11 protein-coding genes are annotated in these 12,526 nt (G+C 68.6%); 6 read left to right on the top strand and 5 right to left on the bottom strand.

All coding sequences use genetic code 11. From position 1 onward, the window contains the following. Positions 1-85: 85 nt before the first annotated feature. Entirely contained in the window at positions 86-472 is a 387-nt protein-coding gene (locus JOF42_RS12135) for an RDD family protein (RefSeq protein ID WP_210099192.1), read from the top strand. Positions 473-478: 6 nt separating this feature from the next. Here JOF42_RS12135 and JOF42_RS12130 read toward each other — a convergent pair whose 3' ends face one another. Further along, positions 479-958 carry an ATP-dependent zinc protease family protein gene (locus JOF42_RS12130; RefSeq protein WP_210098078.1) on the bottom strand — a complete coding sequence of 160 codons (480 nt, stop codon included), beginning with the start codon at positions 956-958 and terminating at the stop codon, positions 479-481. Between the two features lie 26 nt (positions 959-984). Between JOF42_RS12130 and JOF42_RS12125 the strand changes: the two genes are divergently transcribed. Further along, positions 985-2,172, top strand: a complete 1,188-nt coding sequence (locus JOF42_RS12125) for a RimK family alpha-L-glutamate ligase (RefSeq protein WP_056307480.1) — start codon at positions 985-987, stop codon at positions 2,170-2,172. Positions 2,173-2,242: 70 nt separating this feature from the next. On the opposite strand, the gene JOF42_RS12120 is transcribed toward JOF42_RS12125, so the two are convergent. Continuing rightward, the gene (locus JOF42_RS12120) at positions 2,243-2,953 is read right to left on the bottom strand and encodes a DUF4191 family protein (protein WP_210098077.1); all 711 of its coding nucleotides are present in this window, start codon (positions 2,951-2,953) and stop codon (positions 2,243-2,245) included. Between the two features lie 163 nt (positions 2,954-3,116). On the opposite strand from JOF42_RS12120, the gene JOF42_RS12115 reads away from it, so the two are divergent. Beyond that, positions 3,117-4,637: a hypothetical protein gene (locus JOF42_RS12115; RefSeq protein ID WP_210099271.1), complete on the top strand. Its 1,521-nt coding sequence runs from the start codon at positions 3,117-3,119 to the stop codon at positions 4,635-4,637. Between the two features lie 8 nt (positions 4,638-4,645). Here the strand turns inward: JOF42_RS12115 and sucB are convergent, their stop codons facing one another. The 3 genes from sucB to JOF42_RS12100 all read right to left on the bottom strand — a co-directional run bounded on the left by sucB (position 4,646) and on the right by JOF42_RS12100 (position 9,325). Next, on the bottom strand, positions 4,646-6,409 hold the full coding sequence (sucB, locus tag JOF42_RS12110; protein WP_210098076.1) for a 2-oxoglutarate dehydrogenase, E2 component, dihydrolipoamide succinyltransferase: 1,764 nt from the start codon (positions 6,407-6,409) through the stop codon (positions 4,646-4,648). Positions 6,410-6,476: 67 nt separating this feature from the next. Continuing rightward, on the bottom strand, positions 6,477-7,850 hold the full coding sequence (lpdA, locus tag JOF42_RS12105) for a dihydrolipoyl dehydrogenase (RefSeq protein WP_210098075.1): 1,374 nt from the start codon (positions 7,848-7,850) through the stop codon (positions 6,477-6,479). 2 nt (positions 7,851-7,852) lie between these two features. Then, positions 7,853-9,325 carry a leucyl aminopeptidase gene (locus JOF42_RS12100; protein WP_210098074.1) on the bottom strand — a complete coding sequence of 491 codons (1,473 nt, stop codon included), beginning with the start codon at positions 9,323-9,325 and terminating at the stop codon, positions 7,853-7,855. Between the two features lie 104 nt (positions 9,326-9,429). Between JOF42_RS12100 and JOF42_RS12095 the strand changes: the two genes are divergently transcribed. From JOF42_RS12095 to JOF42_RS12085, 3 genes are all read left to right on the top strand, one after another. Then, positions 9,430-10,371 carry a proteasome assembly chaperone family protein gene (locus JOF42_RS12095; protein ID WP_210098073.1) on the top strand — a complete coding sequence of 314 codons (942 nt, stop codon included), beginning with the start codon at positions 9,430-9,432 and terminating at the stop codon, positions 10,369-10,371. Between the two features lie 166 nt (positions 10,372-10,537). After that, positions 10,538-11,773, top strand: coding sequence for an RNA polymerase sigma factor (locus JOF42_RS12090; RefSeq protein WP_056517175.1), 1,236 nt, complete (start codon positions 10,538-10,540; stop codon positions 11,771-11,773). Continuing rightward, positions 11,773-12,465 (top strand): coenzyme F420-0:L-glutamate ligase, encoded by a 693-nt coding sequence (locus tag JOF42_RS12085; protein WP_210098072.1) that lies wholly within the window; start codon positions 11,773-11,775, stop codon positions 12,463-12,465. The genes JOF42_RS12090 and JOF42_RS12085 overlap by 1 nt, the downstream gene beginning before the upstream one ends. The last annotated feature ends 61 nt before the right edge of the window (positions 12,466-12,526 follow it).

Here is a 12,526-nt window from a genome sequence, read left to right as displayed (position 1 = left end):
TCGACTTTGTTTCCGGCATGTTACGCGCCGGTAGGCTTGAGACGTGACGGACGCAGTGAACACGTACCCGGGTGAGCGACTCGGAATGCCGCAGACAGGAACCGGCAGCATCGCCCGCCCCGGCCGGCGGATCGGTGCGCTGCTGATCGATTACCTCGCGGCGACGATCATCGCGACCGGCTTTCTCGGTTACGACCAGTTCGCGCTCCCCAGCGAGGCGGGACTCACGCAGTTCGCCCCCATGGCGGTGTTCGCCGTCCTGCAGATCCTGTTCATCCCCACTGCCGGGGGAAGCCCGGGGCACCGCATCCTCGGCATGCGGATCGTCCGCCTCGGCGGCGGCTGGGTCGGGCTGTGGCGTCCGATCGTGCGCACACTTCTTCTGGTGGTGGTGATCCCCGCCGTGATCTGGGACGCCGACCAGCGGGGTCTGCACGACAAGGCGACCGACCTCGTGCTCATCCGCGCCTGAGCGGACTCACTCCTTGCCGCGGTTGCGGCGTCTGGCCTCTCGCGGTGCGCGTCCGCCGAGGAACGATCGTGCCGGATCCACCATGTAGCCCTGGCGCAGGGCTTCGCGGCCGATGAGCATCCGGAAACCCATCTCGTCGCGATTGCTCAAGGTCACCTCCGCGAGCACCTCGCGGTCGTGCAGCCGGATGAGCATCTCGACCACGAGTCGTTCCTGCGCGTGTCCGGACGAGCTGCGGATCGCACGGCGATCGTGCACGGGAGATTCGACGACCACGGCGTCCTCCTGGCTGTCCTGCCAGGGCTTCACCCGGAAGCGCACCCACGACACGCCGTCTCGCTCGAACTCCTGGATCTCGAATGCGTGGAGCGAAGAGGTACGTGCGCCGGTGTCGATCTTGGCTTTGAGCCAATCGACGCCGAGATCGGGCAGGCTCACCCATTCTCGCCACCCGATAAGAGTGTTTGAATGGGATGACTTATTCACCCGACCATCCTGGCAGGAAATCCCCCGTGAAGATCGCAGTGCTCTCCCGTGCGCCGCAGGCGTACTCCACCCAACGACTGCGTGCGGCCGCGCTCCAGCGTGGTCACACCGTCAAGGTGCTGAACACGCTGCGCTTCGCGATCGATCTCACCGCGGATGAACCCGACCTGCACTATCGGGGCCGGCAGCTGAGCGACTACGACGCGATCCTGCCGCGCATCGGCAACTCGATCACGTATTTCGGCACCGCGGTGGTGCGGCAATTCGAGCAGATGGACGTCTACACACCGAACACCGCCAACGGCATCTCGAGCGCGCGTGACAAACTCCGCGCGAATCAGATCCTGTCCAGGCACAACATCGCGATGCCTCCCACGGCCTTCGTGCGCAACCGTGCGGACGTCCGACCGGCGATCGAGCGCGTCGGCGGTGCTCCCGTGGTGATCAAACTGCTCGAGGGCACCCAGGGCATCGGTGTGATCCTCGCGCCGCAGGTCAAGGTGGCCGAGGCGATCATCGAGACCCTCCACTCGACCAAGCAGAACGTGCTGATCCAGAAGTTCATCTCGGAGAGCCGCGGCCGCGACATCCGCGCGCTCGTCGTGGGGGACCGAGTGGTCGCGGCGATGCGCCGGTCGGCCGCGGGAGACGAGTTCCGCTCGAACGTGCACCGCGGTGGATCCGTCGAGGCCGTCGAGCTCGATCCGATCTACGAGCGCGCAGCGGTGCGCTCCGCCCAGATCATGGGACTCCGCGTCGCGGGTGTCGACATGCTCGAGGGAGACGACGGGCCGCTCGTCATGGAGGTCAACTCCTCACCCGGGCTGCAGGGGATCGAGACCGCGACGAAGCTCGATGTGGCAGGAGCCATCATCGACTACATCGCCGGTCAGGTCGCCTTCCCCGAGATCGACGTGCGCCAGCGCCTCACCGTCTCGACGGGCTACGGCGTCGCGGAGCTGATGGTGCACGGGGCCGTCGACCTCGTCGGCAAGACTCTCGGCGAGGCGGGGCTGTGGGAGCGTGACATCACGGTGCTGACACTGCATCGCGGCGTCTCGGTCATCCCGAACCCCCGCAAGCATGTCGTGCTCGAGGCGGATGACCGCCTGTTCTGCTTCGGCAAGCTCGACGAGATGCGCTCCATGGTTCCCGAGCGTCGCCGTCGCCGCGCCAAGGTGCGCAGACTTCCGCGCCAGCCGCTCTCGGAGTGAACGAGAAAGCGCGGCCGCTCCTCATTCGAGGTGCGGCCGCGCTTCTTGCGTCTGCGGGTGCGTGTGCGGGTCAGCGCGGACGCTGCGCGCGGACCTTGGTCGGGTCGATCCCCTTGGGGATCGGCAGCGACGAGATCGACTGCGACACGGACTCGATGCGTCGGATGACGGCACCCATCGTGGCCTTGTCGATCACCTTGGGAAGCTTCTTGATGGTCTTGGCGAGGTCGGCGATCGCCACGTCGTCGTCGCCGTGCCCGACGTAGATCACGGTCACGGGGACGCCGTGCGCGACGCGGGCGGCCTTGCTGCGCTCGTCGTTGACCAGGCGAGTCAGGCGTCCGCGCGAGCCCTCTCCGACGACCACGACGCCACCGCGGCCGACGGTGCGGTAGACGGCATCCTGCGTCTTCGGGTTGATGCCCACCGGTGTCTCAGAACCCTGCCAGTTGCGACCGAGGCTCGTGCTGATCACGTGGCCGGTGGCGCCGGGCATCCCGTCGATCTTCTGGTACATCGCCGATGTCGACAGGCGCGTCATCAGGAACATCGCTCCCAGCACGCCGAGCATCAGACCGGAGATGCCCCAGAGGATGAGGGTCCACACCTGGAACGGAGGGATCAGGTAGCCGACGATGAGTCCGAGGAGGACGCCGACGACCAGCAGCGCGATCTGCGCCCAGGGCAGCCAGGGGTAGATCTCCCTCGTGAACTTGAAGAGGGACTTGATCTGGGAGAAGAACCCCGGACGCTTCTCGGGCGCGGACGAACGGTTTGCCATGTCCATAAGAATACCGATTCCCGGATGCGCTCACGTCGTCGTTCGCGTCAGGCGGATTCATCACGCCGAGCAGCCGTCCTGCACGGTCACGGAATCGGCCGAGATCCGTCCACAGGGGCCACGATGTCGGCTGCAGCGCGCGGCGATCCGGTGACATGGGCGAATGGCAGTTGCAGACGCGCGAGGGCGCACGACGGGGCTCGTGCCGGGCGCCCACCGGGTGATCAGACATCTCGATGCCGGCGAGGGACCCTACGCCGGTGCGTTGGTGAGCCGCGGCGAATCGGTCGCGGTGCTGATCGACGCGGCCCAGATCGCCGGCTGGGCGGGATGGGAGCACGCGGGGGCCGAGCACGTCGCGGGCCCGCTCGACATCGCTCGGCGAGCGGACGGCCACGACGTCCTCCTTCCGTGGTGCAGTGAGCGCGTCGCGGCCTTCCTCGGGAGACGTGCGGTGGCCGCGACGCCGCTGACGCCGGGCGAGGCCACCACGATGGTCGCCAGCATCCTGAGAGGACTGGGCGAACTCACCCGCACGGGCGACCAGGCGGGCTCCGGCGAATGGTGGCTGACCGATGACGGGCGCCCGATGTTCGTCATCGGTGCGGGTGAGGACGCGCGCACCGCAGCCGCTCGCCTCATCGGCCGGATGCAGCGGGAATGCGTGGACCGGTCGCTGAGCCGTCTGCTGACCGAGGTGAGAGAGGGGTTGAGCACGAACGTGGACCGCCCGGGGATGCCGCAGCGGCTGCTCGATCGCTGGGAGAGCGAGCTGTTCGCGATCGCTGCTCCGCGACCGATCGGTCGCGATGCACACGTGCCGGAGCGTGCGCGGGACGTCGACGTGGCTCGACGCGTGACGATGTCGGCGGAGACGAGACGCGCGGCGCGAATCGGGGGTGCCGAGGGCTTCGGCGGGCGACGGGCTTCCTCGGGAGTCGGGCGCGCTGTGCGGGTGCTGGGGCGTCGGCTGGGCGAGGTGAGGGGCTCTCTGCACGATCGGCTCCGCGACGCGGCAGCGCGCGGCTGGGCGAACCGGCGGCCGGAACGCCCTGAGCAGCGAACGACACCGGGCCACGTCTCCGAGTCGGCTTCGCCGCGTGACGAGAGCGGTAAGCGCGGACGCCGAGGACGTATGGGCGTCATCGCGGTCGCAGTGGCCGTCGTCGTGCTCGGAGTGGGGCTCAGCTGGCCGGGCGGCGCAGGGGAGGAGCCGGGTGGGGCGACCGATCGGCCGTCCGCGACGACGAGCCCGGCCGGCGCCGCACCGTCGGCCGGGCCCACGGTCGCAGTCGGCGAGGTCGAGGTGTCATCCTCCCCGTCGCCGCAACCGTCGTCCGAGTCGCCGGACGAGCACATGAGTACCGACGACCCGCTGGCGGCGGCTCGTGGTGCGCTGTCGTCGGTGATGCGTTGCGCAGAGGCTGGCGACATGATCTGTGCTGAGGCCGTCGCGGGGGGATCGACGGGAGTCGTCGAGGCGTTGATGACGCACGCGGAGGCCGAGCCGACGCTCTCACCGGTCGATCAGTACGGCGATGTCGCGGTCGTCCGGGTCACGTGGACCGCTGCGGAGGGAGACACGGAGTCATCGCGCGGGGAGGAGCAGATGATGGTGCTCGCGCGGGTGAATGAGAAATGGCTGGTCCGCGACGCCTACGACGTCGCGGACCAGCCAGAGTGATGCTGAGGTCAGGCTCCGAGCTGAGCGGCGAACTGCGCCGACTCGAGGCGGGCCTTGACGGCGCCCAGGAAGCGGGCAGCGTCGGCACCGTCGATGATGCGGTGGTCGTACGACAGCGCGAGGTACACGTACGAGCGCACGGCGATCGCATCGGCTCCGCCGACCTTCACCAGGCCCGGGCGCTTGACGACGGTGCCGGTGCCGAGGATCGCGGACTGCGGCAGGAACACGACGGGGGTGTCGAACAGTGCGCCACGCGAACCGGTGTTGGTCAGCGTGAACGTGCCGCCGGCGAGCTCGTCGGGCTTCAGCTTGTTGTCGCGGGTACGCGCAGCGAGATCGGCGATCTCGTGAGCGATCTCGGCGATGTTCTTCGACGCGGCGTCGCGCAGGACGGGCGTGAGCAGACCGCGCTCGGTGTCGACGGCGATCGACACGTTCTCGGACTCCGGGTAGACGATATTCTCACCGTCGACCGTGGCGTTCACGATCGGGAAGGCGCGCAGCGCCTCGGCGGCAGCGAGTGCGAAGAACGGCAGGAACGACAGCTTGTCGCCGGTCTTCTCGAGGAACGAACCCTTGACGCTGTCGCGGTACTCCGCGAGCGCGGTGACATCGACCTCGACAACCGTCGTCAGCTGAGCGGTCTGCTGCATCGACTCGACGGCGCGCTTGGCGAGGACCTTGCGCAGACGCGACATCGGCTGCGTGGTTCCGCGCAGCGGCGAGACCTCGAGCGGGGCCGGTGCGGCGGGAGCTGCGGTCGCAACGGGTGCGGATGCGGCGCTCTCGGCAGCCTTGAGGACGTCTTCCTTGCGGATGCGTCCACCGACGCCGGTGCCGGTGACGCCGGCCAGGTCGACGCCCTGCTGCGAGGCCAGACGGCGCACGAGCGGGGTGACGTACAGGTTGTCGCTCTCGGTCGGGAGGGACAGCTTCGACTCGGCAGGTGCCGGGGCGGCAACGGGTGCCGGAGCGGCAGCCGGTGCAGGTGCGGCAGCGGGTGCCGGAGCAGCGGCCGGTGCCGGTGCGGCAGCGGGGGCCGGAGCGGCGGCGGGCGCCGGTGCGGCAGCGGGGGCCGGAGCAGCAGCGGGTGCCGGGGCCTCGGCTGCCGGAGCGGGAGCCTCTGCCGGAGCCGCGGGTGCAGCACCGGAGCCGACGCGTGCGAGTACGGCGCCGACGGCGACGGTCTCGTCTTCGGCGGCCACGATCTCCTGCAGCACGCCGGCGACGGGCGAGGGGATCTCGGTGTCGACCTTGTCGGTGGAGATCTCGAGCAGTGCCTCGTCGACCTCGACGGTGTCGCCGATCTGCTTCAGCCAGCGGGTGACGGTGCCCTCGGTGACGCTCTCGCCGAGCTCGGGGAGCACGATGTCGGTGGCGTCGCCTGCCGGTGCGGCGGCCGGTGCTGCCTCTGCAGGCGCGGACTCTGCCGGTGCGGCGGGCGCCTCGGCCTGCGGCGCGGCGGGCTCGGGTGCCTGCTCGGCGGCCGGAGCGGCTGCGGCAGGAGCATCCTCGGCGGGAGCGGAGTTGCTGCCGTCGCCGATGCGCGCGAGCAGCGCGCCGACCTCGACGGTCTCGTCTTCGGAGACGAGGATCTCCTCGATCACACCGGTGACGGGCGACGGGATCTCGGTGTCGACCTTGTCGGTCGAGATCTCGAGCAGGCCCTCATCCGCCTGAACGGTGTCTCCCACCTGCTTGAGCCAGCGGGTGACCGTACCCTCTGTGACGCTCTCGCCGAGAGGGGGGAGGACGACGGATGTGCTCATGACTGAGTCTCCTTCAAGAAGTTAAATGACGCGTGTCTAGCTTAGTGAACTGTGCACCGGTTGGTGTTCAGAGGGCGTGCAGTGGCTTTCCGGCGAGCGCGAGGAAGGCTTCGCCGAGTGCCTCGCTCTGCGTGGGATGCGCGTGGATCAGCGGCGCGATGTCCTCGGGGTGAGCCTCCCACGCGACGGCCAGCTGGCCTTCGGTGATGAGTTCGCCCACGCGATCGCCGAGCAGATGGACACCGATGACGGGCCCGTCCTTCAGTCGGACGACCTTGACGAGGCCGCTCGTTCCGATGATCTCGCTCTTGCCGTTGCCCGCGAGGTTGTATTCGTAGGCGACGACGGCGTCCGCGCCGTGCTCGGCGATGGCCGCCTCTTCGGTCACTCCGACCGACGCGACCTCGGGGCTCGAGTACGTGACCTTCGGGATCTGGATGTCGGGGATGTTCGCGGGAGAGAGCCCGGCGATCCGCTCGGCGACGGCGATTCCCTGCTGGAAGCCGCGATGCGCGAGCTGCAGACCCGGGGTGATGTCGCCGACGGCCCACACTCCGGGGACGCCCGTGCGCAGGTCCTGATCGACCGTGACGAATCCTCGGTCGAGGGCGATGCCGGCCTCTTCGAAGCCGAGATCGGCTGTCACCGGCCCGCGGCCGACTGCGACGAGCAGGTAGTCGGCCGAGAACTCCTTGCCGTCCTCGAGCGTGACGGTCACCGATCCGTCGTCCTGCGTCGCACTCTGGAATCGGATCCCGAGCGAGTACTGGATGCCGCGGCGCCGGAAGGCGCGCTCGAGGCCCTTGCTCATCGCGATGTCCTCGTTCGGGACGAGATGCGGAAGAGCTTCGATGATCGTGACCTCGGCCCCGAACGACCGCCACACGCTCGCGAACTCGACGCCGATGACGCCGCCGCCGAGGATCAGCACGCGCTCGGGGATGACGTCGAGCGCCAGCGCCTGCTCGCTCGTGAGGATCCGGCCGCCGATCTCGAGACCCGGCAGCGTGCGGCTGTACGAGCCTGTGGCGAGGACGACGTCGGTGCCGACGTAGACGTCGTCGCCGACGCTCACAGAGCGGTCCGCGTTGAGGCGGCCGGCGCCGGCGACCGTCGTGATGCCGCGGGCCTTCACCAGCCCCTCGAGACCCTTGTACTTCTTCGCCACGATGCCCTCGCGGTAGGCGCGGACCCCGGCGGGATCGATGCTCGCGAGCGTGGCGGAGATGCCCACGTGAGCCGCATCCCGCACATGCTCGGCCACCTCGGCCGCGTGCAGCAGTGCCTTGGTGGGGATGCATCCCCGGTGCAGGCAGGTGCCGCCGACCTTGTCCTTCTCGATCAGCGCGACGGACTTGCCGAGCTCGCTCGCGCGCAGTGCTGCGGCGTATCCGCCGCTTCCGCCGCCCAGGACGACGATGTCGAAGGTGTGCGTGGTCATGGTCATGCCTCCGTGTGGGATGCTTCGGCGAACGCGATGATCGATCGGACCATCGCGCCCGTGGGGCCCTTGTCGGTGAAGCCGTACGGCGCACCGTTGTGCTCGCCGGATCCGGCGATGTCGAGGTGCACCCAGGGGATGCGAGGGGCGTCCTTCTCGTCGGAGACGCGTCCGACGAAGCGTCGCAGGAAGAGACCCGCGTACGACGCACCGCCCATGCGATCGCTCATGTTCGCGTTCTGCATGTCGGCGATGGGGGAGTCGAGCGAGTCCTCCATGTGCTCGGGCAGAGGCATGTGCCAGGCGAGCTCGTCTGCGGCCCGCGCAGCGCTCAGGAACTCGGCGACCGCGTCATCGGCGCCGAAGACGCCCGTGTGACGGTGGCCCAGCGCCATGACGATCGCGCCGGTGAGCGTCGCGACGTCGATGATGACGTCCGGGTTCTCACGGCTGGCGGCGACGAGCCCGTCGGCCATGACCAGTCGTCCCTCGGCATCCGTGTTCGGGACCTCGACGGTCGTGCCGTCGAGGATCCGGATGACGTCACCCGGGCGCAGTGCGCGACCCGAGGGCATGTTGTCGGTGATGCAGAGCCAGGCGGTGACGTGCACGGGAAGGGCGAGTGCGGCGATCGCCCGCAGCGCGGCGACGCTGGTGGCCGCCCCCGCCATGTCGAACTTCATGCCGACCATCGACGCCGCGGGCTTGAGCGACAACCCGCCGGTGTCGAAGGTGATGCCCTTGCCGACCAGCGCGATGTGCCGGGTGGCGTTCTCGGGTGCGTAGTCCAGGCGCACGAGACGAGGAGGGCGGTCAGAGCCCTGGGCGACGCCGAGGATCCCGCCGAAGCCCTGCTCGGCCAGCGCGTCCTCATCGAGGATCTCGACGGTGACGTCGAGGCCTTCGACGCTGTCCGCGGCGCTCTGCGCCAGCTGGGCGGGGCTCTGCCACTCGGCGGGGACGAAGACGAGGTCCTTGACGAGGGCGACGGCCTCGCCGACGGCGACGGCGCGAGAGAGATCCTGCTCGTCGAGATCCGCATGCAGCGCGACCGACGTGGCGCGGCTCTTGCCGGGCTCGCGGCGGTAGCTGTCGAATCGGTAGCCGCCGAGAACCGAACCTTCGGCGGCAGCGGAGGCGAACTCCTCGAGCCCGGGAGCGAGTCCGAGCGAGACGTTCTCGAACCCGGTGAGGGAGCGAAGCGCAGCGCCGACCGCGTTGCGCACGGCTGCGGCATCGGGCGTGCGTCCGACACCGACGACGGCGAAGGGCAGCTCGGTGACCTCGGGGGCGTACACGCGGGTGAACGCCGACGGCGAGCCCGTGAAGCCGATGCCCTTCAGTGAGTCGGCGAGTCCCGGGTGGCCGGACAACGACTCTGTGGAGTCGGAGATGTCGGCGATGACGAGCACTGCGGCGTCTGCAGCGCTTCCGGGGAACTGATCTGAGGTGCGCGAGAGCGCGGGAAGCGTCATGACTCCATCCTAGGGAAGCCTGCCGGAGGAGACGCGGAGCGGCTGTTCGCTCTCAGCATGACGGTCGCCGCCCGCCCGTCGGAACCTGCTCGTAGCATGGACTCATGCCCTTCTCCGGAGAGATCCATGAACGTGTAGCGAACGCGCCGGCGGTGCCGCGCGGGCTGCCCCTTGTCCTGCTCCTGACGGGTTTCACCGACGCGGGCAACGCTGTCTCAGGGCTCATCGAGCACCTCCGCGAGACGACCTCTCCCGAGCCGATCGCGGTCTTCGACAACGACGTGCTCCTTGACTACCGCGCGCGTCGCCCCGTGATCTCGTTCGATCAGGACCACCTCACGGAGTTCCGTCCCGCTCGACTGGAGCTCTCGCTCGCGACCGACGCCCTCGGTCAGAAGTTCCTGCTCCTCGCGGGCTACGAGCCCGACTTCGCCTGGAACGAGTTCGCCCGCACCGTGCTCGAGCTCGCCGACGAGTTCGAGGTCTCGGGTCTGAACTGGGTTCACTCGATCGCGATGCCCGTGCCGCACACCCGTCCCATCGGTACGACGGTCAGCGGCAACCGGCGCGAGCTCACGGTCGCGCACTCCGTGTGGCGTCCGCGCACGCAGGTGCCGGCGACCGCAGGGCATCTGCTCGAGTTCCGGTTCGCCGAGCACGGCGACCGGGTCGTCGGTTTCGTCCTGCTCGTGCCGCACTACCTCGCAGAGACCGAGAATCCGGAGGCCGTGATCGCGGCCGCCGAGAAACTGATGGCCGCCACGGGCCTGGTGATCCTGCTCGATGAGGTGCAGGAGCGCCGCCAGGACTACCTGACCCGCGTCGACGAGCAGGTGCTCGGAAACGACGAGCTGCAGCAGATGGTGCAGGGTCTCGAGCGCCGCTACGACGCCTACATGGCCGGCCGCGACCCCGAGGACGGCTCGTACGACGAGGGCGGTTTCAACGAACGAGACCTCCCGAGCGCCGATGAACTGGCCGCCGAGCTCGAGCGCTATCTCGCCTCGCGCCCCAGCAGCGACGAGGACAAGCCCGGCCGGGGTTGACATCCGGGCGCGAACTTCGGCGGAATGCATCTGCATGCCCACACGTGTGCGATACTAGGACTCTGACCCGTTGTCAATCGATCTTTCCGGAGATCTGACTTGACAAGGGTCTTACTAGTGTCCGAAATGCTCCGGGGCCTGCGAGCGGCCCCGTGAAAGGCGAAACGTGACTCCTGCCACGACGAAGAAGACCCGGACGACGAAGAAGACCGCCGACGCTCCCGAGGTCGACGCTCCGGTCGAGGAGGCCGCTGAGAAGCCGGTTCCCAAGACCGCAGCGCAGCGGGCCGCTGCCAAGCGCGCGCCCGCGAAGAAGAAGAAGGCCGATGACATCGTCGAAGACGACGAGACTCCTCCCGCCGCAGAGCCCGACGAGGACGACGAGGACTCCAAGCCCAAGTTCACCGAGCCCCTGCCCACCGGCGCGATCGTCATCTCGTCGAACGACGACGAGGATGTGCCGGTCTACTCCACGCAGATCACCGGCGCGACCGCCGACCCGGTCAAGGACTACCTGAAGCAGATCGGAAAGGTCGCGCTGCTGAACGCGGCCGAAGAGGTCGAGCTCGCGATGCGCATCGAGGCCGGTCTGTTCGCCGAGGAGAAGCTCTCGACGATGACCGCCGCAGAGAAGGCGGGTCAGCTCGGGCTCGACCTTCAGTGGGTCGCTCGTGACGGACAGCGTGCGAAGAGCCACCTGCTCGGCGCCAACCTGCGTCTCGTCGTCTCGCTGGCCAAGCGCTACACCGGTCGCGGCATGCAGTTCCTGGACCTGATCCAGGAGGGCAACCTCGGCCTGATCCGCGCCGTCGAGAAGTTCGACTACACCAAGGGCTTCAAGTTCTCGACCTACGCCACCTGGTGGATCCGTCAGGCGATCACCCGCGCGATGGCCGACCAGGCCCGTACCATCCGCATCCCGGTGCACATGGTCGAGGTCATCAACAAGCTGGCCCGCGTGCAGCGCCAGATGCTGCAGGACCTGGGCCGAGAGCCCACCCCGGAAGAGCTCAGCCGCGAGCTGGACATGACGCCCGAGAAGGTCGTCGAGGTCCAGAAGTACGGCCGCGAGCCGATCTCGCTCCACACGCCGCTCGGCGAGGACGGCGACAGCGAGTTCGGTGACCTCATCGAGGACACCGAGGCCGTGGTCCCCGCGGACGCGGTCGGCTTCACGATGCTGCAGCGTCAGCTCGAGCAGCTGCTCGACTCGCTCTCCGAGCGTGAAGCCGGTGTGATCCGGATGCGCTTCGGACTCGGCGACGGCCAGCCCAAAACGCTCGACCAGATCGGTGACACGTTCGGCGTGACGCGTGAGCGCATCCGTCAGATCGAGTCGAAGACGATGGCGAAGCTGCGCCACCCGAGCCGCTCGCAGTCGCTGCGGGACTACCTCGAGTGATGCAGGCGAACGAGGGCAAGGCGCTCGAGGCGAGCGTCGACGGCAAGAGCTATGCGCGCATCCCGCTGCGCACCCGCGTCATCATGCCGAACGACGATCTCGACTCGGTGATCACGGAGTACGCGAAGGACGCCGTGCAGCCGGGTGACCTGCTGTTCGTCACCGAGAAGATCGTCGCGATCACGCAGGGGCGGTCTTACCGTCTCGACGAGATCACGCCGCGTCCGCTCGCGCGCTTCCTCTCGCGCTATGTGGTGCGCACGTCGTACGGCATCGGCCTCGGCATGCCCGAGACGATGGAGATGGCGCTGCGCGAGTGCGGCACCCTGCGGATCCTGTTCGCGGCGGGCGTCTCGGTGATCACGAAGGCCTTCGGGCGACGTGGCGACTTCTACCGCATCGCGGGAGACAAGGCGCGTGCCATCGACGGACCCACGAAGAACACGATCCCGCCCTACAACGAGGCGGTCGTGCTCGGACCGAAGAATCCGCGTGAGGTCGCTCTCCGTCTGCAGAAGCTGGTCGGAGGACACGCCGACGTCGCGGTGGTCGACATCAACGACATCGGCGGCAACATCCTCGGCTCGACTCTCGACAAGGCCGGCGAGCGTCGTCTCGTGCAGATCCTCGGAGACAACCCGCTCGGCCAGGCGACGCAGTCGACACCGATGGGCATCGTCCGCGCGGTCTGAGGCGCTCACTGAGCTCAGAACTCCGAAGAAGGCCCGGATGCTCAGCATCCGGGCCTTCTCT

It is taken from the genome of Microbacterium phyllosphaerae, from assembly GCF_017876435.1.
Taxonomy (GTDB): domain Bacteria; phylum Actinomycetota; class Actinomycetes; order Actinomycetales; family Microbacteriaceae; genus Microbacterium; species Microbacterium phyllosphaerae.
Note: the sequence above shows the minus strand (reverse complement) of the source record. Positions and strands in the feature narration are given on the sequence as shown.